Raw genomic sequence first — 22,210 nt, forward strand, 5'->3', positions numbered from 1 at the left:
TCCGGGCTGTCGCCGGACTCAGACGACCCCGTCGGGCCACCACTACAATCGACCGCGGGCCGGATCGGGCCCTCCGCCGAGCACCCAGGAGCGACACGTGGCGAACGACGAGGCAGAGTTCGGGACCGAGCTGCGCGGGTACCGCCGCGACGACGTCGACCGCTCACTGAACGACCTGCGCCGTGAGCTCATCAAGTCGAACACCGACCGTGCCGACGCCGCGAAGGAGATCCGTCTCCTGCAGTCCCGCGTCTCCGAGCTCCAGGGCGAGCTCGACGAAGCCGGCACCCCCACCTACAGCGGCCTGGGCACACGACTCGAGTCCACCCTGCGCGTGGCGGAGGAGCAGTCCACTCGTCTCATCAGTCAGGCGGACATCGACGCGCAGCGTCTGCGGGCGTCGAGCCGGGCCGAGGCCGACCGCACCGTGCGCGAGGCGCAGGAGGAAGCCCGCGACACCCTCGAGGACGCGCGCACCCGCTCGACCAACGAACTCACCCGTGCTCGGGCCGAGGCCGCCGACACCGTCGAGCGTGCCCGCGCCGAAGCCGGCCTCCTGACACAGGACGCCCGCAACGAGGCCGCCGCCATCCGGGGTGCCGCGGTGACCGAGGCCGCCGAGGTCCGCTCCGTCGCCATCCGTGAGACGAACGCCCTGCGCGCCCAGGTCGAGCACGAGGTCGCCGAGCTGCGCGAGATCGCCCAGCGCGAGTCGGCCGACTCGCGCACCGCCGCGGCCGACCTCGACCGCGAGACCGAGCACCGCCGCTCCGTGTTCGAGGCCGACCACGCCCGCCGGGTCGAGGACCTCGACCACGAGGAGTCCACCCGCCGTCAGGCTCTCGAGCGCGAGGTCGCCGAGGGGCGTGCTGCGTGGCACCGGGAGCGCGACGAGCAGCAGCAGGCGCACGCCCTGGCGATCGAGACCGGCCGCGCCGAGCTGCAGGCCGAGGTCGACCGCCGCCGCGCCGAGATCGACGGCGAGTTCGCCGACCGCCGCCGTGTCGTGGACGAGGAACTCGCCGCGGCCCGTGCCGAGTGGGACCGGGAACTCGCCTCGGCGCGTGCCGCCCTGGCGCAGGAGGCCGAGGCATCGCGTGCGCAGTTGCGCGTCGACGAGGAACAGACGCGCGTCGAGAACGAGCGGCTCGTGCAGGAGACCGCCGATCGCATCGCACGCGAGCTCGAGGAGCACGACACCCGAATCGAGCGGGAGCGCGCCGAAGCCGATGCTGCCGCCGAACGCGCGGACCGCGAGCACGAGAACGCGCTCGCCGCCCGCCGCGAACGCGAGCACGCCGAGGTGGACACCGAGATCGCCGACCGCCGCTCGGCAGAGCTCGACACGCTCGAGTCCGAGCGCACCGCCCTCCGTCAGGAGATCGACACGGCCCGCGCCGACCTGGCGAAGGAACGTGACGAGGCCCGCGCCGAGGTCGCCCGCGAGCGCGACGAGGCCCGCACGACGCTCGAGTCCGAGCTCGCCGCACGCCGGGACGACGCCGAGCAGGACTACCTGCAGAAGCACCACGAGACCGTCACCGAGACGCAGAAGTACCTCGACGAGGCGAACCTGCAGCTCGCCGAGGCCACGCGCCGTGCCACCGAGGCCCGTGAGCGCGCCGAACGGCTCCAGCAGGAAGCCGACGACCTCGAGCGCACCAGCACCGCCGAGGCGCAGGAGCACGCCCGCACCATCGTCGCCGACGCCCAGGACCGCGTGCACCGGATGGTCTCCGATGCCGAGGAGCGGACGGCTGCCATCACCGCCGAGGCCGAGGACCGACTGTCGGCGATCCGCACCGAGCGCGAGGCCGTGGCGGGCTACCTGGAGAACCTGCGCGGCGTGCTCACGCACGCGACCGGCCTGCTGGGGACCGCCCCCGGAGCAGCCGACGACGCAGTGGACGCGACCGAACGCTGACGCGAGCCGACCGGGAGGCGCGGGTCGCGCCTCCCGGTCCGCTCACCGCGCCGAGGTCGGCACGCACCGTGCGTCGGACCGGTGAATGCCGTCAGACCGGCCAGTGCGTCGGCAGCGGTGCGCTGCCCGGCACGACGAGGTCGGCGACGGCGTCGAGGACGATCCGGACGTACCGCTCCCCACCCACAGGTGCTTCGCACCCTCGATCGGGACGACCTGGACGTTCGGGGCGACGGCGAACCGGGCGATCGCTTCGTCGGGCTGCAGGAAGTCGTCGTGCTCGGGCACCAGGGCCACCACCGGGACGTCCACGGCCGCCCAGCGCGCGAGCTCGTCCTCCGTGGTGCGGTGCAACGGCGGTGAGAGCAGGACCACGCCCGCCACGGTGCCGGCCTCGACGTGCTCGAGTGCGTGCTTGAGGATCACCTCGGTGCCGAAGGACCACCCGACCAACCACGGCGTCGGAAGACCACGGTCGACCACCTCGGCAACGGCGGCGCATAGGTCGAAGCCCTCGGAGATGCCCTCGCCGAACACGCCCTCGGACGTGCCGCGCGGCGACGTCACCGATCGGAAGTTGAAGCGCAGGACCGCGATTCCCGCCAGAGCCGGCAGACGCGCGGCGGCCTTCTTGAGCACGTGCGAGTCCATGAAGCCGTGCGCGGTCGGCAGTGGGTGCAGCGTCACGACGGTGCCCCGTGCCGGGCCCCACGCCGGTTCGGCGAGTTCCCCGACCAGCGTGAGGTGGTCGTCGGTGACGAGATCGACGTCGGTGCGGCGGGCAGGCAGCTGCGTGGCAGAGCGGATCTCGCCGTCGTCGTCGGTCATGCGATGCTCCAGCAGTGGTTGTGCCAGTGTCGGCGTGATGCCAGGTCAGCAGCGTCGCCGAGGACCCCGTCGGATCGCCAGACCACCACGTGAGCGGTTCCGGGCAGGACGGTTCCGCCGCACCCGGGGCAGACGTACTCCTTCAGCGCCGACGCCGCGGAGACGGGCTGGACGAGGTACTCGCGCCCGCGACGCACCTCGGTGCGCTTCCACGAACTCATCAGCCGGTCGAGGCCGGTGTCCTCGTCAGGCTCGACGTCGCGACCACGGGGACGCCGCGGCCGGTTGCTGCGCGGCACCCCAACTGCCGATCAGTACCAGTTGTTCGCCTGGCTGTGGCCCCAGGCGCCGCAGGGCGTGCCGTAGACACCGGCGATGTAGTTGAGCCCCCAGGTGATCTGCGTTGCGGGGTTCGTCTGCCAGTCGGCACCGGCGGTCGCCATCTTGCTGCCCGGGAGCGCCTGCGGGATGCCGTACGCACCGCTGGGGTTGTAGGCGTTCACCCGCCAGCCGGACTCCTTGTTCCACAGCGAGACGAGGCAGTTGTACTGGTCGGTTCCCCAGCCCCGGGCCGTGACGAGCTGCAGGGCGATGGCCTGTGCGCTGCCCGCGTCGGGCGTCGCGGCCACGGCGGCCAGCGTGTTCGCGGCGGAGACGCTCTCGGTCTCGGTCGCGGCGGTGTCGGTCGTCTCGTCGGTGGTGGCGTCGTCGGCTTCTTCTTCGACGACGGGCTTGACGACCTTGGGTGCCGGCACGGTGACGCCGTAGCCATCACGGTCGGCAGCGGCGTCGCCGTAGGTGCCGTGCGCGGTGTACTGCTGCGGGGCCTGCGGCGTCTTGACGAGCACCGGGGTGTCGACCGCGGCCTGCGCGACGTCGGCCTGGAGCGGGTTGAAGAGCGACGCCCCGACGAAGAGGAAGACCCCGACGAACGAGAACGCGGGAACCGAGGAACGCTTCCGTGCGAAGGCGTTGACCGCAGCGGCTGCGCCACGGTTCGGCTGCTGCGCCGTCGCGGTGCGCTGGATCGCCGTCGCGTTCTGCTGCTTCACGGCACGCGGGTCCACCCGGGACGCGGGGGCCTCGTGCGCGAACGCGGCGATGCGTTCGTCGGACACGCGGTTCGCCGCGACCGACTTCGGCGTCGCGACGGGACCGGTCTCCGGCAGGACCTGCGGGTTCGCCCGGAGCACCGACGTGTCCGCCGTACGGGTTCGGTTCAGTGCCGCGCGGCGTTCACCCGAAGCCTGGAGGCTCAGGTGCTCGCGGAGATCGCGGTCGGAGCTGTGGTCTGCCGTGTGCCTGCCCATGAGTAGGACCAGGGTAACGGAACGATCACGGAAAGCGAAGCACCTGGGTGCAGCGCGTCGTCAGCGGACGGCGAGCATGACCTCGACGACGGCGTCGAGCAGCGCGTCGACCTGGGCTTCGCGGTAGCCGCCGTGCTTCGGGCGGAACACGATCGACCGCACCTCGGTGAGGCTCAGCGGCTTGCCCTCGCGGAAGTAGCCGCCGAGGCGGGCCGCGAACGCGTCGACGTCCTTCGGGTGGTAACCGGTGCCGAGCACGCTCACCCGGCTGAACCGCTGTCCGTCGGGCCGCTCGAGGCGAGCCACGACGTCGGAGGCCTTCGTGCGGGCTTCGGCGTACCAGGCCTTCTGCCCGGCATCGCCGATCTCCCGCTCGCGCTCCCGGGCCGCGAAGGCGTCCTCGAGACGCTCCAGCGCTGCGTCGACGTGCGAGGTCGAGTAGCCGCCCTTGCGCATCGAGAAAGCGGTGGCACGGATCTTCGCCGCCTCGATGCCAGGGGCGCTGTCGTCGGCGGAGTACGCACGACGGGCGTCCTCGAGGAAACGCTCGACCTCGTCGACGTCGTATCCGAGGGCGGAGCGGGCTGCGGTCGGGAAGGTGGTGGCCACGGCGTCATTCTGCCAGTCCCGACCCGTGGCACAACCTGGACGCGCTGAGGGCAACGCTCAGGGTGGGCCGACGAGGTCGGTCAGTGGTTGACGATCAGGTACAGCACGTAGGCGACGGCAGCCGACGGCAGGATGCTGTCGATGCGGTCGAGCAGACCGCCGTGCCCGGGCAGGAAGGACGAGATGTCCTTGATGCCGAGGTCGCGCTTGATCATCGACTCGGTGAGGTCACCCAGGGTCGCCGACCCGGAGATCAGCACGCCGAGGACGACGCCGGTCCACCACGGCAGGCCGAGCATGAGCCAGGCGACCAGGATGCCGACGATGATGCTCGCTGCGACCGAGCCGGCGAAGCCCTCCCACGTCTTCTTCGGGCTGATCCGCGGCGCCATCGGGTGCTTGCCGAGGTTCAACCCGGTGGCGTAGGCACCGGTGTCGACAGCGACGACGACGAGGATGAAGCCGATCACCCAGAGGTTGCCCTGCGACTGCGCGGAGAGCAGGACGACACAGGCGCCGAGCAACGAGATGTACGCCTGCACGAACAGGCCGTTCGTGACGTCGCGGAACACGTCGCCTGCCGACGGCTTCTGCCGCGAGAGCGCGACCTCGACCAGACGCCAGAGGCTGATCAGGACGATGCCACCGAGCAGCGTGAAGAGTGCCGCGACCTGCCCGAGCAGGAACGCCGCCGGCACGATCGCGATCGCGACGGCGACGCTCGGGATCCGCGGGACGTCCCGGCCCGCGAAGCGCATGGCGCTCGTGAGCTCGTAGACGCCCACGCCGAGCAGGAACGCGGCCACGACCATGAACGACGGCGGCCAGATGAGGAGCGTGCCGAGCATGACCACGGCGAACGCGAGCGCGATGCCGATCGCCGCCGGCAGGTTGCGCCCGGTCCGCGCCGTCAGGGCCTCGTTGCGCGCACCGAAGTCGGCCTTGCGCTGCCGGAGCTGCGCCTCGAAGTCGGTGCGGGCCGCTCGGGCACGCGCATCGAAGTCCTGGCGGAGCCCTTCTTCACGGGCCCGGTCTGGTCGGGTCCGTGCTCTGCTGTGGGGCGTTCACCGCCCTGGTCCGGGCGGCGCATCAGACCTCGAGGAGTTCGGCTTCCTTCTTCTTCAGCGACTCGTCGATCTGGTCGACGTGCTTCTTCGTCAGGGCCTCGAGGTCCTTGTCGCCGCGCGAGATCTCGTCGTCCGAGATCTCGCCCTTGAGTGCGTCGAGGTCGTCCTTGGCCTTGCGGCGGATGTTCCGGATGACGACCTTGTGGTCCTCGCCCTTCGTCCGCACGAGCTTGACGAACTCCTTGCGGCGGTCCTTGGTGAGCTCCGGGATCGTCACGCGGACGATGTCGCCGTCGTTCGTCGGGCTGGCGCCGAGGTTCGGGAACGTCGCGATCGCGCGCTCGATCTCCTTGAGCGCCGTCTTGTCGTACGGCGTCACGATGAGCGTGCGGGCCTCGGGCGTCTGCAGCGACGCGAGCTGCGCGAGCGGCGTCGGCGTGCCGTAGTACTCAACCGGGATCTTCTGGAAGAGCGCCGCGTTGATGCGGCCGGTGCGGACGGTCGAGAAGTCGTCCTTGGCGACCTCGACAGCCTTCGCCATCTTCTCGGTGGCTTCGGTCAGGACATCACTGATCACGGTGTTACTCCTTCGGTACTGGCGTCGAGTCTAGTCAGCGGTGCGGGTCAGTTGCTGACCACCGTGCCGATGCGCTCGCCACGGATGGCGGCCTGGACGTTGCCCTCGCCCTCCATGCCGAAGACGTGCATCGGCATGCCGTTGTCCATGCAGAGCGAGAACGCGGTGGCGTCGACGACCTTCAGGCCCTTCAGGAGCGCGTCCTGGTAGGTCACGTGGTGCAGCTTCTCGGCCGTGGCGTCCTTCTTCGGGTCCGCCGTGTACACGCCGTCGACACCGTTCTTGGCCACGAGGACCTCGTCGGCCTTGATCTCGAGTGCTCGCTGCGCGGCCACCGTGTCGGTCGAGAAGTACGGCAGACCGGCGCCGGCGCCGAAGATGACGACGCGACCCTTCTCGAGGTGCCGCTCGGCGCGCCGCGGGATGTAGGGCTCGGCGACCTGGGTCATCGCGATGGCCGACTGTACGCGTGTCGCGGCCCCGGCCTGCTCGAGGAAGTCCTGCAGTGCGAGCGCGTTCATCACGGTGCCGAGCATGCCCATGTAGTCGGCGCGGCCGCGGTCCATGCCGCGCTGCGAGAGCTCGGCGCCGCGGAAGAAGTTGCCCCCGCCGACGACGATCGCGATCTCGACCTCGCGCGCAGCGACGGCGATCTCCTTGGCGATGGCCCCGATCACGTCGGGGTTCACGCCGAGCGATCCGGCCCCGAAGGCCTCACCCGACAGCTTCAGCAGTACGCGGCGTCGTCCGGTCTTCTCGTCGGTCATCTGATCGCACCCTTCGTCGTGGTCTCGTGGAAATGTACTCGCGGATGTGTCGCGTGTGTGTCGCGCCCGGAGGCGCGAAAAACGGGGCCAGGAACCTGGTTGGTTCCTGACCCCGTCACGGGTTCGTTACGCGCCGACCTTGACGCGGGCGAAGCCCTGGATCGTGATGCCGGCGTTCTCGGCGGCCTTCGCGACGGAGATCTTGTTGTCCTTCGCGTAGTCCTGGTCGAGGAGCGACACCTGCTTGATGTAGGCGTTCACCCGACCCTCGACGATCTTCGGGAGCGCAGCCTCGGGCTTGCCCTCCTCGCGCGTGATCGCCTCGACGGTCGCACGCTCCTTGGCGATCTCGTCCGCCGGGACCTCGTCGCGGGTCAGGTACGTCGGGTTCGCGAACGCGACGTGCTGGGCGATCGAGCGGGCCTCGGCAGCGTTGTCACCCTCGTACGCGATGACGACGGCGATCTGCGGCGGCAGGTCCTGGCTGGTCTTGTGCAGGTAGATCTCGAAGGCCGAGCCCTCGACACGGCGAACCGTGCGGACCTCGAGCTTCTCGCCCAGTGCGGCGGCCGACTCGTTGACGACCTCGAGGACGGTCTTGCCGTCGACGGGGGCGGCGTTCGCGGCGGCGACGTCAGCAGCACCGGCGGCCGCGACGGCCCCGAGCACCTTGTCGGCCAGCGTCGTGAACTTCTCGTTCTTCGCGACGAAGTCGGTCTCGCTCGCGAGCTCGACGACCGTGGCGGCGCCGTTCTCGGCGGAAGCGACGACGACGCCCTCGGAGGTGGCACGGTCGTCGCGCTTGGCGACGGCCTTCGCACCCTTGATGCGGAGCAGCTCGACGGCCTTGTCGTAGTCGCCGTCGGCCTCGACGAGCGCGTTCTTCGCGTCCATCATGCCGGCGCCGAGGTCCTCGCGGAGCTTCTTCACGTCAGCAGCGGTGAAGTTTGCCATTGACTGTCCTTTCTGGACGGTACGTGTGTGGAGAGTGGTGACGCAGGCGCCGGACCCGATCGGGTCCGGCGCCTGCGACAGGTCACTCGGCGGGGGTGGTCTCCGCGGCTGCCTCGGCCTCGGCCGTCGGCTCCGCGTTCTTCGCGACGTCGGCGATCGGCTCGCCGATCTCCTTCGCGGCGACCTGCGCGTCAGCGTTGTTCTCCTCGACGGTCGCGCCCTCGGGAGCGGCGTCGGCGGACGGCGTCGCGGCGTCGCCACCGAGGAGCTCCTGCTCCCACTCGGCGAGGGGCTCTGCGGCCTCTTCGTCGTCGCCACCGTTGTGGCGGGTCTTCAGGCCCTCGGCCGCGGCGTCGGCGACGATACGGGTCAGGAGACCGACGGAGCGGATCGCGTCGTCGTTGCCCGGGATCGGGTACGTGATCTCGTCGGGGTCGCAGTTGGTGTCGAGGATGCCGATGATCGGGATACCGAGCTTCTGCGCCTCGTCGACGGCGAGGTGCTCCTTCTTGGTGTCGACGATCCAGAGCGCGCTCGGGGTCCGCGTGAGGTTGCGGATACCACCGAGGGTCTTGTGGAGCTTGTCCAGCTCGCGCTTCTTGATGAGGAGCTCCTTCTTGGTGAAGCCCTTCGTCGTGTCGTCGAAGTCGATCTCCTCGAGCTCCTTCATGCGCGCGAGGCGCTTGGAGACCGTCTGGAAGTTCGTGAGCAGACCGCCGAGCCAACGCTGGTTGACGTACGGCTGGCCGACGCGGGTCGCCTGCTCGGCGATGGAGCCCTGCGCCTGCTTCTTGGTGCCCACGAAGAGGATCGTGCCACCGTGCGCGACCGTCTCCTTGACGAAGTCGTACGCGCGGTCGATGAAGGCCAGCGACTGCTGCAGGTCGATGATGTGGATGCCCGAGCGCTCGGCGAGGATGAAGCGCTTCACCTTCGGGTTCCACCGACGGGTCTGGTGTCCGAAGTGGACGCCGCTGTCGAGCAGCTGGCGGATGGTGACGACGGCCATGTGCCGTCCTCCTTCTGTGTTCTCGGCGCACAGCTGCGCTGTGCCCCTGTTGCGGTTGTGTCGAGCACGACCGGAGGTCGTGATCCCTGGTGTCCTGGCACGCGACCGCCCGCTCGTGAGAGCAGGACCGGTGGTCGGGTACCGAGCCGAAAGCGGCTTGGTGGACACGCGAAGTCAGCGCGCATCAGCGCACTGCTGGAGAAATGCTAGCAGACGGGAGGCCCGGATCACGCGCGCCGACCGGCTGACGTGATCCGGGCCTCCCCACCGGCACGGCCGGCCCGTCGCTGGCGCGACGGGCCGGAACCGGCGGCGTGGGCCCCGTCCGGTGTTCGGGGTGTGTCAGGCGCGTCTCATCACGCCTTCGCGTTCACCGTGTCGCCCTCGGCGGAGATGCCCATCTCCTCGAGCGAGCGACCCTTGGTCTCGGGGATCTTCGCGATGACGAAGAAGAACGAGATCAGCGCGAACAGCGCGTAGATGCCGTACGTGACCGTCAGGTTGAAGCCGGACAGCACCGGGAAGGTGATCGTGACGATGAAGTTCGCGACCCAGTTGGCGGCCGAGCCGATGCCGAGCGCCGTGGCACGGATGCGGTTCGGGAACATCTCGCCGAGCAGCACCCACATGAGCGGACCCCACGTCGCACCGAACGACACGACGAACAGGTTCGCGAAGACGAGGGCGATGACGCCCCACGAGCCGGGCAGGCTCGGGTTGCCGTCCACGATCGTCGACTGCGAGAACGCGATCGCGACCATCGCCAGCGACACGAACATGCCGGCGGAACCGGTGACGAGCAGCGGCTTCCGACCGACCTTGTCGACCAGGAAGATCGCGATGAACGTGACCGCGACGTTGACCACCGACGTGATCGTCGAGATGAGGAACGAGTCGCTCTCCTTGAACCCGACCGCCTGCCAGAGCGTCGTCGAGTAGTAGAAGATCACGTTGATGCCGACGAACTGCTGCAGCACCGCCAGGATGATCCCGACCCAGACGATGGGCTGCAGGCCGAAGCGGTTGCCCCGGATGGAGCCCTTCTTCTCGTTGGCTTCCTTCTTGATGCCGTCCTGGATCTCCTCCAGGCTCGTGTTCACCGTGTCGCGCGGGACGATCTTCGTCATGACCGCACGGGCGTCCTCCGTCCGTCCCTTGGCGAGCAGGTACCGCGGCGACTCCGGCAGCGTGATCGCCAGGATGCCGTAGACCACCGACGGGATCACGCCGACCAGGAACATCCAGCGCCATGCCGGCAGGCCGAGGACGATCTCGGAGGCGCCACCAGCGGTGACGGCGAAGAACTGGTCGGAGAGCAGCGCGGCGAAGATACCGAGCGTGATGGCGAGCTGCTGGAACGAGGCCAGGCGCCCGCGGATCGCCTTCGGCGAGACCTCGGAGATGTACGCCGGCGCGATCACCGAGGCCGTACCGATGCCGAGGCCGCCGACGAGACGCCACAGGACGAAGTCCCACGTGGCGAACGCGAAGCCGGAGCCGATCGAGCTCACCAGGAACAGCACGGCGGCCCAGAACATCACCCGGGTGCGACCCCAGCGGTCAGCGAGTCGACCGGCGAAGTAGGCGCCGAACGCACAGCCGATGAGTGCGGACGCGACCGCGAAACCGCTCGCCGCCTCGGACAGGCCGAACTCGCCCTTGATGGCCTCGACGGCGCCGTTGATGACCGACGAGTCGAAACCGAAGAGGAAACCGCCCACCGCTGCTGCGATGGCGAACGCGGTGACCTTCCCCTTGAACGCACGGTCCTCGCCGTGCCCGGTGGCTGTGTTGGACACGATGCTCCTGGGTTCTGCCGACCGTGCTGCTGTGGGCACGGTGCCCCGGCGGTCGGCTCGTTCGCCGTCCGTGCGGCGTTGCGTGGTCCGGAGCGGCCCCGACTGTACTCCTCGTGGCGGATGTGGTCATAACCGGGTGCGCCCGGGCGCGGGGCGGTCGGGTCGGGGGCTGGGCCTGCGCACGACCTCTCCGACAGTCCACGCGTCGATCGCCTCGTGCTTCGTCGCGAGACGCGTCCGCATGCTCGTTCGTTGCGGTCGCGTCGTCCCTCCACAGGCCGGGAGGCCCGCCCCACCCTCCACGGACCGCCTCACCTCGGTCGTGTGGCCGGTCCCGGGCGGACAGAGTGGCGGCATGTTCCTGTTCCCCGGCTCCGGCACTCGGCTCCCCCGGTCGTCGCGGTGGTGGTGGTCGGGATGTTGGGGGCGTCCGGGATGGCCACCGCGTCGTTGCTCGCGCCTGGGCCCGCACCTGGGCCCGCGCCTGGGCCCGCGCCTGGGCCCGCGCCTGGGCCCGCACCCGGGCTCGCACCTGGGCTCGCACCTGGGCCCGCACCTGGGCCCGCGCCGCAGGACCTCCGCGGCCATCGGGACCGCACGGCGGCCGCCCGTGCTGCCGAGCCGTGGGTCTGGCCGACCGGCTCGCGGGTGGTCGAGCGCGGGTGGGAACCGCCGTCCGACGACTACGCCGCCGGTCACCGCGGGATCGACGTCCCGGCGCCGCTCGGCACGACCGCGGCGGCGGTCGACGACGGCACGGTGGCGTTCGCCGGACCGGTGGGCGGCAGGAGCGTCGTGACGATCGACCACGGCGGAGGGCTCGTCAGCACCCTCGACTCGGTGCAGCCACTCGTCGCCGCCGGGGACGACGTCCGCCAGGGTGATCCGGTCGGCCGGGTGTCCGTGGGGCACTGCCCGGCCTCGGCACCGTGTCTGCACCTCGGCGCGCGGGTCGACGGCCGCTACGTGGACCCGACGGCGTACCTTCCCCCGGCCGAGTGGCCCGTGTTGTTGCCGGAGTCCGCTTGGCCGGGGTGAGCGTCAGGCGCGCGGGTGAGCGTCAGGCGCGCGGGTGAGCGGTCCGGTAGACCTCGCGCAGCCGTGCCGAGGACACGTGCGTGTAGATCTGCGTCGTCCCGAGGCTCGCGTGCCCGAGCAGTTCCTGGACCGCCCGCAGGTCCGCTCCCCCGTCGAGCAGGTGCGTCGCCGCGGTGTGCCGGAAGGTGTGCGGTCCGCTCGGCCCTTCGCCGGGGAGGTCCCCGAGCAGGCGAGCCACCACGCGGTACGCGCTGCGCACCCCGAGCCGGCCGCCCTGGTCGCCGAGGAACAGTGCCCCGCTCGGTACGTCGGCCCGCGCCGCGAGGGTCGGACGCCCCCGCGACGTCCACGCCTCGAGTGCGTCACGGGCCGGGACGCCGAACGGAACGACCCGTTCCTTCCCCCTTTCCCGAGCACGCGGACCGTGAGCCGCCCGCGATCGATGTCGGCGACGTCGATGCCGACGAGCTCGCTCACCCGGATGGCCGCGGCGTACAGCAGCTCCACGAGCGCCAGGTCCCGCAGCGCCCCGGGATCGTCGGTCGCTGCACGGGCCGCGAGGCCGTCGAGCAGCCCACGAACCTGATCGGCTGACACCACCCGCGGCAGGTGCGAACCGCCCTTCGGCGCACGGAGCCGCACACCGGCGTCCGTCGCGGTCACCCCGGTCTCGCTCGCCCACCGGGTGAACGCCCGCACCGACGACGAACGGCGGGCGATCGTCGACCGTGCGAGCCCCCGCTGGTCGGCTTCCCACAACCAGTCACGGAGGAGTTCGAGGTCGACCCCGTCGATGCCGACGACGCCGCGTCGGGCGGCGAACCCGACGAACTGGTCGAGGTCGTTCGCGTACGCGCGGAGCGTCTGCTCGCTGAGCCCCCTGGCGTGTCGAGCGTGCCCGAGGAACGAGTCGACCGCTGCCACGAGTCGCGCTTCCTTCTGCTCTGCTCGGTCCGCCACGTCGTCAGCGTACGGCTGGCCGACGTCATGCGCGGCCCCACCCGCCGCTGCTGTGCGCCACGAGCCCCTGCAGTTGCGCGAGCGCGAGGGCATCCGCCACGTCGGCTCCGGACAGCCCGGACCGTCGAGCGATCTCGGCCTCCGGCAGGGCACGACGGCCGAGCGCGTCGAGTACCCGGACGACCTCGGGATCGCGCTGGACCGACACGAGGGGTTCGTCCGCCACCGCGGACGCACCGGCTGCGGCCACGGGACGCATCGCGGCGACCGGGTCCCCCGGGTGCACGACGAGCTGCGCCCGGCCCTGTGCCACGAGCCGGTGGCACCCGACCGACGCCGAGGACGCGAACGCCCCCGGGACGGCGAACACCGGGCGACCGAGCTGCCCGGCGTGGTGCGCGGTGTTGAGCGCACCGGACCGCGCGCCGGCCTCGACGACGACAGCGGCATCGGCGAGGGCGGCGATCAACCGGTTCCGGGCCAGGAATCGCCACCGGGTCGGACGGGTCCCCGGTGCCGACTCCGCCACCAGGGCGCCCTGCCGAGCGACGTTGTGGAGCAGCTGGACGTTGCCGGCGGGGTAGAGCTGGTCGATCCCCCGGCCAGGACCGCGACCGTCGTGGCCCCCGCGGCGATCGCCACCCGGTGTGCGACCGCGTCGATCCCGTAGGCGCCGCCGCTGACGATCGTGCAGCCGGCGTCCGCGGCGGCCGAGGTGATCTCGGCGGCTGCTTCGGCACCGGCGACGGTGTTCGCCCGTGATCCGACCACGGCCAGGGCAGGGGGCCCGTCGCTGACACCCGCCGTGGCGCTGCGAGTCCAGAGGACGAGCGGTGCGTGGGGGCCGAGGTCGTCGATCGCCGTCGGCCACCCAGCGGACCCGGGCACGAGCAGTCGTGCCCCGACGGCGTCGGCCGAGGCGACGACGTCGGCCACGTCGGACCGGACCAAGCGCGGTCGCCACCGGTCGATGGCCGTGTGCAGCACACCGGCGAGCGCATCGGGGTCCTCCGCACCGGGCACACCCGCTTCCCCGCAGCGCTCGAGCAGCTCGTCGAACGCACCGTCGGCCGCGAGCAGGACCGACCCCAGGGCGCGCTCGGGCCCGAGGGCCGACATGAGTTCACCGGCGACGGAGTCCCCCGGCTCCACGATCACGGACCACGCCACGCGGGCAGCGGTCTGGACCGGATCCGACGCTTCGTCCGTCCCGAGGAGCCGCCGGATCGCGGCGAGCAGTTCGCTGCCGTGGCCGGGCCCGACGCCGCTCACAGCGCGCTCCGCAGGGCGAGGGCGCCCCGGACGTGCGCTCTGCTCGGACGGTCGACCGCTTCGAGGTCGGCGAGGGTCCACGCGAGCCGCATCACCCGGTCCCACCCGCGCATGGTCAGGGTGCCGAGGTCGAGCGCCCGGTCGAGCTCGGTGGTCGAACCCGGTTCGATCCGACCGTCCGCACGCAACCAGGCCCCGGTGACCTCGGCGTTCTTCGTCCACCCGGTGCCCCGGAGGCGTTCGGCCATCCGAGCGCGGGCCGCGGCGACACCGTCGCGGGCCTCGGCCGTCGTCGGGGTGCTCCCGTCGGCACCGCGCATCTTCCCGGTCGTCACCCGGGGCACGAGCACCCGGATGTCCATCCGGTCGAGCAGCGGTCCGGACATCCGCCCGAGGTACCGCCGGACCGCACTCGGCGGACACTCACACGGCTGCCCGTGCGCTCCGCCGGCGTTGCCGCACGGGCAGGGGTTGGCAGCGAGCACGACCTGGCACCGCGCCGGGAACTCGGCGGCGCCCGCAGCCCGGTGGATGGTGATCCGACCGGACTCGAGCGGTTGGCGGAGCGCGTCGAGCACCGCTCGGGGAACTCCGGTGCTTCGTCGAGGAACAGGATGCCGCCGGTCGCCCGCGACACTGCTCCGGGTCGCAGCACACCGGAGCCGCCGCCGATCAGCGATATCGCCGACGCGGAGTGGTGCGGGGCCTCCCACGGGGGCTTCGTGCTCCACGACGCCGGCCCGAGTCCGGCGACGGACCGGACGGCGGCGACCTCGAGCGCGGTCGCGTCGTCGAGGTCAGGCAGGAGTCCGGGGAGTCGCTCGGCGAGCATCGTCTTGCCGGCACCGGGCGGACCGAGCAGGAGAGCGTGGTGCCCTCCTGCCGCCGCCGCGACGACGGCGCGCACCCCGATCGGGTTCCCGACGACGTCCGACAGTTCGGCCACCGGCCGCTGGACCGAGGGCACCGGCACCGGTAGTACGGCGTCGACCTCGACGGGCGGTAGCAGCGCGCCGGCGTCGATCGCGGCGGCCCGGAGCGAGTCGACCCCGGTGCTGCGCACGCCGTCGACCACGCGGGCCTCGGGCAGGTTGCCGATCGGCAGCACGACCCGGTCGGCCCCGGCGTCGCGGGCGGCGAGCAGCATCGGGATGACGCCGGCGACCGGTCGGACCCGACCATCCAGACCGAGCTCCCCGATGTAGACGATCCGCTCATTGACCTCGGGTGCGAGTCCGGCGCCGGCGAGCACGGCCATCGCGATCGCCAGGTCGAACCCGGAACCCCGTTTCGGGATCGCCGCCGGCGTCAGGTTCACCGTGATCCGGCGAGCCGGCAACGGACACCCGGCGTTCGCAGCGGCGGCACGGACCCGCTCGCGCGCCTCGCCGAGCGAGGTGTCCGGCAGTCCGATGATGCTGAAGGCGGGCAGCTGGCTGGTCAGGTGGGCCTCGACCTCGATCCGGCGCCCGGTCACGCCGAGCAGGGCGACAGCCGCAGCGCGCCCGATGCCCGTCACAGCACACCCGCCACGTGTTGCACGACCGCCCGGGGGCCGTCGAGGTGGACCGCGACGACGTCGATGCGGATCGCGCGTGCCGACACCTCCGGATGGGCGTCGAACCACTCGGCCACGAGTCGTCGCATCCGGGTGCGCTTCGTCGCCGTGATCGCCTCGAACGGATGCCCCGTCGTCGTACCGGATCGCGTCTTCACCTCGATGAACGCGAGTGTGCAGGAATCCCACGCGACGATGTCGATCTCGCCCCGGGCACACCGCCAATTCCGCTCGAGGAGCCGGAAACCCCGTTCCTGCAACCACTTCACGGCCTGGTCTTCGCCGAACCGCCCCAGGCGGCCGTTCCGGAGTGTTCGTCCGGGGCGATCGTGCAGCTTCTGTTCCATGTCATTGCCTCCACGGCAACGATCGCGGGAACGGCAGCGTGGACGGGCGCCGTCGACGGTTCTGTGGATTCAGACGACGACGATCGCCCTTGGGGAGGAATGACGAAGGACCCGGGTGATCGCGATCACCCGGGTCCTTCGTCGACAGCGGCTCAGTGTGCGGCTGCGTACGCTTCCTGCACCTGGGTCGAGATGCGACCACGGGTCGAGACCTCGTAGCCGTTCTCCTTCGCCCACTCGCGGATCTTGCCGAGCTCTTCGGAGTTGCCGCGCTTCGGGGTCGACTTCGGCGCCGTGCTGCCGGTGCGACGACCGGAGACCTTGCGCGCTGCGGCGATGTAGTCGGAGATCGCTTCGCGGAACTTGTCGACGTTGTCGTTCGTCAGGTCGATCTCGTACGACGAGCCGTCGAAACCGAATTCGACCGTGCGACCTTCACCGGTGGTGATGGGGGAATCGTCGAGGTCGTCGACGAGCTGGACGGTGACCTTCTGTGCCATGCGCGGCTCCTGTTCATTGGACGGGAAATCCCGACCAGAATAGCGCGTGGAATTCCGGCACGTCACCGATCACCGGCGATTCACCGAATGCACCGGAATTGACGATCACTCGTCGAGTGCGAGTTCCTTCGGCAGTTCGAGTTCTCGCGATGTCAGTTCTTCGACATTCACGTCCTTGAACGTGAGGACGCGGACGCCCTTCACGAACCGGTCGGAACGGTAGACGTCCCACACCCAGACGTCGTTCATCGTCAGTTCGAAGTAGAAATCGTGTTCGGTGTCCCGGCGCACGAGTTCGACCTCGTTCGCCAGGTAGAAACGCCGCTCGGTCTCGACCACGTAGCGGAACTGCGACACGACGTCGCGGTACTCGCGGTACAGGGCCAGCTCGACCTCGCGGTCGTAGTCGTCGAATTCGTCTTCATCCATTGCGCCCACAGTCTACGGCGGCAGCCGCACCAGTGCGCGACCACCCCGCAGCCATGTGCCCCAGCGCCGCGAACGTGAAGGTCGAACGCACCGAGGCCGGTCGCTCGCCAACGAGCTCGCCGAGGTTCCACAACACGCCGCGTGCGCTCTGCCGAGGTTCCGCAGCGGCACCGGGCGTGCGCCGAGATGCCGGTATTTCGGAACCTCACGGGCCGCCGCACGGACCGCCGCCGGGGCAGGACCGCTGAGGCCACCGCGGGGCACGCGCGACCGCAGCGCCTCAGCTGACGAGCGCGTCGAAGCCCTCGAGCGACACGCTCGACGCCTGGTGCAACCACGACTTCCGGTGCAGTGCGTGCGCCCCGACCGCGCGGATGGCGTCGTAGTGCGCGGTCGAGCCGTAGCCCTTGTTCGACGCCCAGGCGTAGTGCGGTGCCTCGTCGTGCGCCGCGATCATCAGCGCGTCCCGCGCGACCTTCGCCACGATCGACGCCGCGGCGACCGATGCGCAGTCCCGGTCGGCCTTGACCTGCACGACGACCTCGAGCGGGTCCGTCGTCGGACGGAGCGAGGTGGGGACGGCACGGGTCAGCCAGTCGAAGGATCCGTCCAGCACGACCACTGCGCCGTCGAGCGACAGCCCGTCGGCGACCAGCGACTCGAGCGCCTGCGCCCCCGCGGCTCCGAGCGCCGGGACGATCCCCTCCCGGTCGACGTACTCGGCGGACGCCATGCCGACGGCCGTGCGTGCCCACCGGGTGACGACGGGGACCAGGTCCGTCCGGCGGGTGGCGGACAGCAGCTTCGAGTCGGCCAGACCCTGCGGCACCCGGCCGACGTCGATCGTCACGGCCGCGACGCCCACGCCGACGGGACCGGCGATCGCACCGCGTCCGACCTCGTCCATCCCGATGACCGTGACACGGCCGTCGGCCAGCAGCCGCTTCTCGACGCGGAGGGAGGGGCGGACGGGGGTCACTGGTCGCGCTCCTCCACCCCGGCGAACACCTCGGGGTGGTCGTCGAGCCACGTCCAGCGGCTCGTCGGCCAGGAGATCACGAACGCACGGCCGGTCACGTCGGACAACGGCACGAACCCCTTCGACGGTGTGTCCCCGTTGTACCGGGAGTCCTTGGAGTCGTTGCGGTTGTCGCCCATCACCCAGATGGTGCCCTTCGGCACGGTGACGGAGAAGTCGGTCGCCGAGGCGGGAGCGCCGGCTGGCAGCTTGAGGTACGGCTCCTTGATCGGGACGCCGTTCACGGACATCTGCCCGAGGTCGTTGCAGCAGGAGACCTTGTCCCCCGGCAGACCGATCACACGCTTGATGAGGTGGTCGTCGCTGTCACCGGTCCCGAGGCCGATCTGCGTCAGGACCCAGTCGATCGCCTTCGCGGGCTGGGTGTCCGGCGTGACGCTCGGCACCTCGGACCCGGCGAGCCATCCACCCGGGTCCTTGAACACGACGACGTCGCCGCGTTTCAGCGCCACGACACCCGGGACGAGTTCGTTGACGATCACGCGGTCGTTGATCTGCAGCGTGTTCTCCATCGACGCCGACGGGATGTAGAACGAGCGGATCAGGAACGTCTTGACCAAGAACGACACGAGCAGCGCCGCGATGAAGATGATGACGAGGTCGCGGAGGAATGTGAGGACCCCGTTGCGCTGCTTCTCGGGCCGGGGTCTGCGCCCGGATTCCTCAGTCGTGTCCGTCATTTCCGCTCTCGTTCACACGTGCCCGCCCGGGTTCAGCGGGCGCAAGGGAAAGCCCCCGTCGATGCACAACCGTACATCGGCGAGGGGCCAGCAGCGGCGTCCGGCTCGCGGACGCTCACTGTGAAGGCGATCAGGCGTCGCGCTTCTCCTTGATCTTGCGGCGGGCCGCCTTGCCGCGCAGTTCGCGCAGGTAGTAGAGCTTCGCGCGACGGACGTCACCCTTGGTGACGATCTCGATGTGGTCGATGATCGGCGAGTGCACCGGGAACCAGCGCTCGACGCCGACCTGGAAGCTCACCTTGCGGACCTTGAAGGTCTCGCCGATGCCGTGGCCCTGGCGGCCGATGACGACACCCTGGAAGACCTGGATACGCGAGCGCGTGCCTTCCACGATGTTCACGTGCACCTTGATGGTGTCACCGGCGCGGAAGTCCGGGACGTCGGTCCGCAGCGATGCTGCGTCGACGTTGTCGAGGAGCTGGCTCATGGCTGTTCTACTCTCTGCGGACGCACACGGGTCGCCGCGGATCGATGTCTGATGAAGTGGTGGTGCGTGCCCGGTGTCGGCGACTCCCCCGTGGCAGAGTCCAGCCAGGGCACAGCGATCCATACTGCCACACGGAACGCCGGGGGCAAAACAGCGAGGATGGACCCATGATCGAACTGCGCACCCCCACGGAACTCGACGGCCTCCGCGCCGCCGGTCGGTTCGTGGCCGACGTCCTCGACGAACTGCTCGACACGGTCGACGTCGGCGTGAACCTGCTCGAGCTCGACCGCGTCGCCGCCCGGATGATCGCCGACCGGGGTGCCGAGAGCTGCTACGTCGACTACCACCCCTCGTTCGGCAAGTCGCCGTTCGGCAAGAACCTGTGCACCTCGGTGAACGACGCCGCGCTGCACGGCCTGCCGTTCGACCACGTGCTGCAGGACGGCGACCTCGTCAGCCTCGACTTCGCCGCGAGCGTCGACGGCTGGGTGGCGGACTCGGCCGTGTCGGTGCAGGTCGGAACGCCCCGCGACGAGGACCAGACGCTCATCGACACCGTCGAGCGCGCCCTGGCCGCTGGCATCGCGCAGGCTGCGCCCGGCAACAAGCTCGGCGACGTGTCGCACGCGATCGGGCACGTGGCGAAGCAGGCGGGCTACGGCGTCAACCTGCAGTTCGGCGGGCACGGAGTCGGTCGCACGATGCACGGGGACCCGCACGTGCCGAACGACGGACGTCCCGGTCGCGGTCTGAAGCTCCGGCCGGGCCTGGTGGTCGCGATCGAGCCGTGGCTCATGCAGGGCACCGACGAGCTGTACCAGGACGACGACGGCTGGACGCTGCGGAGCGTCGACGGCTCGCGCGCAGCGCACGTCGAGCACACGGTGGCGGTCACCGAGGCCGGACCCGAGGTCCTGACCCTGCGTCGCGCCCAGCGCGCCGACCCGACCGCCTGACGGACTGGAGGCGCGGTGCGGGCCCGCCCCGCGCCTCCAGTCCGAAACGGCGGAGCCGAGTCTCATGCCCAGCGACAGTTCTCGCGATCGCGACCGCGAGAACTGTCGCGCGGCCCGAGTCTCGGGGGGCAGGGAGGCGCTACGAGTCGGGCAGCAGGTCCGGCCGGACGCGCCGCGTCCGCTCCACCTGCTGCTCGTGCCGCCACGCGGCGACCCTGCCGTGGTGGCCGCTGAGCAGCACCTCGGGCACGTCGTGGTCGCGCCAGGACGCGGGCTTCGTGTACGAGGGGTACTCGAGCAGGCCGTCCTCGTGGGACTCCTCGACCAGGGACTCGGGGTTACCGACGACGCCGGGGACGAGTCGCCCGACGGCCTCGATCATGGCCATCGCCGCGACCTCGCCGCCGTTCAGCACGTAGTCGCCGAGCGAGAGCTCGACGACCGAGCAGCGTGACGCAGCCCACTCGAAGACGCGGGCGTCGATGCCCTCGTACCGCCCGCAGGCGAACACGAGGTGGTCGGAGGTCGAGGCGAGCGAGCGGGCGATGGACTGCGTGAACGGTGTGCCGGCGGGTGTCGGGACCACGAGGGTCGACGAGCCGTCCGGCCGGAGCAGGGCCTCGAGCGCCTGCGCCCACGGCTCCGGCTTCATCACCATGCCGGCGCCGCCGCCGTACGGGGTGTCGTCGACGGTGCGGTGCCGGTCGGTCGTCCAGGACCGCAGGTCGTGCACGTGCAGGTCGAGCAGCCCACCGGAGCGGGCCTTGCCGAGCAGGGACACGTCGAGCACGGAGAAGAACTCCGGGAAGATCGTGACGATGTCGATCCGCACGGCAGCTAGTCCGTGACCGTCTCGGGCCGGGACGTGTCCTCGGGGTCCTCGAACAGGCCCTGCGGCGGCGTGACCGTGACGGTGCCGGCAGCGATGTCGACCGCGGGCACGATCGCCGCGACGAACGGCACGAGGACCTCGCCGCGAGACGGGGTGTCGATCGCGAGCAGGTCCTGCGCCGGCATGTGGTCCACGCGGGCGACGGTGCCGACCTCGACGCCGTCGCGCAGCACCTTCAGCCCGACCAGCTGGTGGTCGTACCAGGCGTCGTCCTCGCCGGTCTCGGCGTCGGCGTCCTGTTCGACCCAGAGGATGATCCGGGCGAGCGACTCGGCGCCGGTGCGGTCGTCGATCCCGGCGAAGAACGCGACGGGGTGACCGTTGTACCAGCGGAGCTCGTCCAGCTCGAGGGTCTTGCCCGACCACGGTGAGTCGTCGGGGACCTGGAGCGTGAACGTGGCACCGGGGGTGAACCGACGATCCGGGTCGTCGGTGTAGAGCTCGAGCTTGATGCCGCCCTTGAGCCCGTGTGCCTTCGTGATTCGACCCACCCGGAGCTGGGTCGTCTCCCTAGGAATCGGTGTCGACCACGTCGACCCGCACCCGCTTGCCGTCGGCCAGGGCCGAGACGAGGGTGCGGAGTGCCTTGGCGGTCCGCCCGGCACGACCGATCACGCGGCCGAGGTCCTCGGGGTGCACGCGCACCTCGAGGACCTCGCCCCGCGGGGAGGTGGAGCTGGCGACGCGCACGTCGTCAGGGTGATCGACGATCCCCTTGACGAGGTGCGTCAGCGCGGATTCGAGCAAGGACTACGCCTCGGTCGTCTCGTCGGCGGTCTCGGCGTCGTCGGTCTTGGCGGCGGGAGCCGTCTTCTCCGACTTCGGCTTGAGGACGGCCTTCTTCGAGGAGTCGACCTGGAAGGCCTGCTTCGGCTCGGCGACCTTGACCTTGGACGCGGTGTCCTTCTCGCCCTTGAACTTGGCCCAGTCGCCGGTCAGCTTGAGGAGGGCCGCGACCTGCTCGGTCGGCTGCGCGCCGACGCCGAGCCAGTAGAGCGCACGCTCGGACTCGATCTTGATGACCGAGGGCTCCTCGGTCGGGTGGTACTGACCGATCTCCTCGAGGACACGACCATCGCGCTTGGTGCGCGAGTCGGCGACGACGATGCGGTAGTAGGGCGCACGGATCTTACCGAGACGCTTCAGACGGATCTTGACAGCCACAATTGCTCCTGTTTGCTTACGTTGTGGTTGAACTGGAACCG

General features: G+C 70.6%; 24 protein-coding genes and 3 pseudogenes. 3 read left to right on the top strand and 24 right to left on the bottom strand.

The window, feature by feature from the left end; genetic code table 11:
- Nucleotides 1–97: 97 nt before the first annotated feature.
- Nucleotides 98–1,924, top strand: coding sequence for a coiled-coil domain-containing protein (locus JN350_RS14215; protein WP_205462595.1), 1,827 nt, complete (start codon nt 98–100; stop codon nt 1,922–1,924).
- A gap of 42 nt (nt 1,925–1,966) precedes the next feature.
- Here JN350_RS14215 and JN350_RS14220 read toward each other — a convergent pair whose 3' ends face one another.
- From JN350_RS14220 to JN350_RS14265, 10 genes are all read right to left on the bottom strand, one after another.
- Nucleotides 1,967–2,752, bottom strand: coding sequence for an alpha/beta family hydrolase (locus JN350_RS14220; RefSeq protein ID WP_240347340.1), 786 nt, complete (start codon nt 2,750–2,752; stop codon nt 1,967–1,969).
- Complete coding sequence (locus JN350_RS14225; protein ID WP_240347341.1) at nt 2,749–3,051, bottom strand: hypothetical protein; 303 nt, start codon at nt 3,049–3,051, stop codon at nt 2,749–2,751. The genes JN350_RS14220 and JN350_RS14225 overlap by 4 nt, the downstream gene beginning before the upstream one ends.
- Nucleotides 3,052–3,063: 12 nt before the next feature.
- The gene (locus JN350_RS19670; protein WP_240347342.1) at nt 3,064–4,062 is read right to left on the bottom strand and encodes a lytic transglycosylase domain-containing protein; all 999 of its coding nucleotides are present in this window, start codon (nt 4,060–4,062) and stop codon (nt 3,064–3,066) included.
- Nucleotides 4,063–4,122: 60 nt separating this feature from the next.
- A complete protein-coding gene (locus JN350_RS14235) occupies nt 4,123–4,671 on the bottom strand; it encodes a DivIVA domain-containing protein (RefSeq protein ID WP_205462596.1) in 549 nt (182 codons plus the stop codon).
- A gap of 80 nt (nt 4,672–4,751) precedes the next feature.
- Nucleotides 4,752–5,585, bottom strand: a complete 834-nt coding sequence (locus tag JN350_RS14240; protein WP_461964453.1) for a phosphatidate cytidylyltransferase — start codon at nt 5,583–5,585, stop codon at nt 4,752–4,754.
- 175 nt (nt 5,586–5,760) lie between these two features.
- Complete coding sequence (frr, locus tag JN350_RS14245) at nt 5,761–6,315, bottom strand: ribosome recycling factor (RefSeq protein WP_111086089.1); 555 nt, start codon at nt 6,313–6,315, stop codon at nt 5,761–5,763.
- A 47-nt stretch (nt 6,316–6,362) separates the two neighbouring features.
- A complete protein-coding gene (gene pyrH / locus JN350_RS14250; RefSeq protein WP_123339825.1) occupies nt 6,363–7,082 on the bottom strand; it encodes a UMP kinase in 720 nt (239 codons plus the stop codon).
- A 126-nt stretch (nt 7,083–7,208) separates the two neighbouring features.
- Nucleotides 7,209–8,036, bottom strand: a complete 828-nt coding sequence (gene tsf / locus JN350_RS14255) for a translation elongation factor Ts (RefSeq protein ID WP_205462597.1) — start codon at nt 8,034–8,036, stop codon at nt 7,209–7,211.
- Nucleotides 8,037–8,118: 82 nt separating this feature from the next.
- Nucleotides 8,119–9,045: a 30S ribosomal protein S2 gene (rpsB, locus tag JN350_RS14260; RefSeq protein ID WP_205462598.1), complete on the bottom strand. Its 927-nt coding sequence runs from the start codon at nt 9,043–9,045 to the stop codon at nt 8,119–8,121.
- Between the two features lie 356 nt (nt 9,046–9,401).
- The gene (locus tag JN350_RS14265; protein WP_205462599.1) at nt 9,402–10,844 is read right to left on the bottom strand and encodes a sugar porter family MFS transporter; all 1,443 of its coding nucleotides are present in this window, start codon (nt 10,842–10,844) and stop codon (nt 9,402–9,404) included.
- 648 nt (nt 10,845–11,492) lie between these two features.
- Between JN350_RS14265 and JN350_RS14270 the strand changes: the two genes are divergently transcribed.
- Nucleotides 11,493–11,882, top strand: coding sequence for a M23 family metallopeptidase (locus tag JN350_RS14270; RefSeq protein WP_205462600.1), 390 nt, complete (start codon nt 11,493–11,495; stop codon nt 11,880–11,882).
- Between the two features lie 22 nt (nt 11,883–11,904).
- Here the strand turns inward: JN350_RS14270 and JN350_RS14275 are convergent.
- From JN350_RS14275 to rplS, 10 genes and pseudogenes are all read right to left on the bottom strand, one after another.
- A pseudogene (locus JN350_RS14275) lies at nt 11,905–12,935 on the bottom strand (tyrosine recombinase XerC).
- On the bottom strand, nt 12,868–13,101 hold the full coding sequence (locus JN350_RS21035; protein WP_461964455.1) for a DprA-like winged helix domain-containing protein: 234 nt from the start codon (nt 13,099–13,101) through the stop codon (nt 12,868–12,870). Before JN350_RS21035 ends, JN350_RS14275 begins: the two are co-directional and overlap by 68 nt.
- 87 nt (nt 13,102–13,188) lie before the next feature.
- Nucleotides 13,189–13,961: pseudogene (locus JN350_RS19680) on the bottom strand (DNA-processing protein DprA); the annotation flags it as partial.
- A 149-nt stretch (nt 13,962–14,110) separates the two neighbouring features.
- Nucleotides 14,111–15,633 (bottom strand): annotated as a pseudogene (locus tag JN350_RS14285) (YifB family Mg chelatase-like AAA ATPase).
- Nucleotides 15,630–16,019, bottom strand: a complete 390-nt coding sequence (locus JN350_RS14290; RefSeq protein WP_205462602.1) for a YraN family protein — start codon at nt 16,017–16,019, stop codon at nt 15,630–15,632. Before JN350_RS14290 ends, JN350_RS14285 begins: the two are co-directional and overlap by 4 nt.
- Nucleotides 16,020–16,171: 152 nt before the next feature.
- Complete coding sequence (locus JN350_RS14295) at nt 16,172–16,519, bottom strand: histone-like nucleoid-structuring protein Lsr2 (protein WP_205462603.1); 348 nt, start codon at nt 16,517–16,519, stop codon at nt 16,172–16,174.
- A gap of 105 nt (nt 16,520–16,624) precedes the next feature.
- Entirely contained in the window at nt 16,625–16,948 is a 324-nt protein-coding gene (locus JN350_RS14300) for a DUF2469 family protein (RefSeq protein ID WP_111086072.1), read from the bottom strand.
- 280 nt (nt 16,949–17,228) lie between these two features.
- Nucleotides 17,229–17,927 carry a ribonuclease HII gene (locus tag JN350_RS14305; protein ID WP_205462604.1) on the bottom strand — a complete coding sequence of 233 codons (699 nt, stop codon included), beginning with the start codon at nt 17,925–17,927 and terminating at the stop codon, nt 17,229–17,231.
- Entirely contained in the window at nt 17,924–18,667 is a 744-nt protein-coding gene (lepB, locus tag JN350_RS14310; RefSeq protein WP_205462605.1) for a signal peptidase I, read from the bottom strand. Before lepB ends, JN350_RS14305 begins: the two co-directional genes overlap by 4 nt.
- Nucleotides 18,668–18,797: 130 nt before the next feature.
- The gene (rplS, locus tag JN350_RS14315) at nt 18,798–19,154 is read right to left on the bottom strand and encodes a 50S ribosomal protein L19 (protein WP_123339832.1); all 357 of its coding nucleotides are present in this window, start codon (nt 19,152–19,154) and stop codon (nt 18,798–18,800) included.
- 167 nt (nt 19,155–19,321) lie between these two features.
- Here rplS and map point away from each other — a divergent pair, with 167 nt between their 5' ends.
- Nucleotides 19,322–20,113 carry a type I methionyl aminopeptidase gene (gene map / locus JN350_RS14320; RefSeq protein ID WP_205462606.1) on the top strand — a complete coding sequence of 264 codons (792 nt, stop codon included), beginning with the start codon at nt 19,322–19,324 and terminating at the stop codon, nt 20,111–20,113.
- A 139-nt stretch (nt 20,114–20,252) separates the two neighbouring features.
- Here map and trmD read toward each other — a convergent pair whose 3' ends face one another.
- From trmD to rpsP, 4 genes are read right to left on the bottom strand one after another with little or no spacing between them, the layout of a single operon-like run.
- Nucleotides 20,253–20,945 carry a tRNA (guanosine(37)-N1)-methyltransferase TrmD gene (gene trmD, locus JN350_RS14325; RefSeq protein ID WP_205462607.1) on the bottom strand — a complete coding sequence of 231 codons (693 nt, stop codon included), beginning with the start codon at nt 20,943–20,945 and terminating at the stop codon, nt 20,253–20,255.
- A 5-nt stretch (nt 20,946–20,950) separates the two neighbouring features.
- Complete coding sequence (gene rimM, locus JN350_RS14330) at nt 20,951–21,496, bottom strand: ribosome maturation factor RimM (RefSeq protein ID WP_194651726.1); 546 nt, start codon at nt 21,494–21,496, stop codon at nt 20,951–20,953.
- A gap of 19 nt (nt 21,497–21,515) precedes the next feature.
- Nucleotides 21,516–21,752 (bottom strand): RNA-binding protein, encoded by a 237-nt coding sequence (locus JN350_RS14335; protein ID WP_111086067.1) that lies wholly within the window; start codon nt 21,750–21,752, stop codon nt 21,516–21,518.
- Between the two features lie 3 nt (nt 21,753–21,755).
- Complete coding sequence (gene rpsP, locus JN350_RS14340; RefSeq protein ID WP_111086066.1) at nt 21,756–22,169, bottom strand: 30S ribosomal protein S16; 414 nt, start codon at nt 22,167–22,169, stop codon at nt 21,756–21,758.
- Nucleotides 22,170–22,210: the final 41 nt, after the last annotated feature.

The organism is Curtobacterium sp. 24E2 (genome assembly GCF_016925595.1).
Lineage (GTDB): Bacteria > Actinomycetota > Actinomycetes > Actinomycetales > Microbacteriaceae > Curtobacterium.

What these genes read in the sequence shown, in the direction of transcription:
- JN350_RS14220 (WP_240347340.1), bottom strand. Translation starts at nt 2,752, where the DNA reads ATGACCGACGACGACGGCGAGATCCGCTCTGCCACGCAGCTGCCTGCC.
- JN350_RS19670 (WP_240347342.1), bottom strand. Translation starts at nt 4,062, where the DNA reads ATGGGCAGGCACACGGCAGACCACAGCTCCGACCGCGATCTCCGCGAG.
- pyrH (WP_123339825.1), bottom strand. Translation starts at nt 7,082, where the DNA reads ATGACCGACGAGAAGACCGGACGACGCCGCGTACTGCTGAAGCTGTCG.
- tsf (WP_205462597.1), bottom strand. Translation starts at nt 8,036, where the DNA reads ATGGCAAACTTCACCGCTGCTGACGTGAAGAAGCTCCGCGAGGACCTC.
- rpsB (WP_205462598.1), bottom strand. Translation starts at nt 9,045, where the DNA reads ATGGCCGTCGTCACCATCCGCCAGCTGCTCGACAGCGGCGTCCACTTC.
- JN350_RS21035 (WP_461964455.1), bottom strand. Translation starts at nt 13,101, where the DNA reads ATGCGTCCCGTGGCCGCAGCCGGTGCGTCCGCGGTGGCGGACGAACCC.
- JN350_RS14290 (WP_205462602.1), bottom strand. Translation starts at nt 16,019, where the DNA reads ATGGAACAGAAGCTGCACGATCGCCCCGGACGAACACTCCGGAACGGC.
- JN350_RS14295 (WP_205462603.1), bottom strand. Translation starts at nt 16,519, where the DNA reads ATGGCACAGAAGGTCACCGTCCAGCTCGTCGACGACCTCGACGATTCC.
- JN350_RS14300 (WP_111086072.1), bottom strand. Translation starts at nt 16,948, where the DNA reads ATGGATGAAGACGAATTCGACGACTACGACCGCGAGGTCGAGCTGGCC.
- lepB (WP_205462605.1), bottom strand. Translation starts at nt 18,667, where the DNA reads ATGACGGACACGACTGAGGAATCCGGGCGCAGACCCCGGCCCGAGAAG.
- rplS (WP_123339832.1), bottom strand. Translation starts at nt 19,154, where the DNA reads ATGAGCCAGCTCCTCGACAACGTCGACGCAGCATCGCTGCGGACCGAC.
- map (WP_205462606.1), top strand. Translation starts at nt 19,322, where the DNA reads ATGATCGAACTGCGCACCCCCACGGAACTCGACGGCCTCCGCGCCGCC.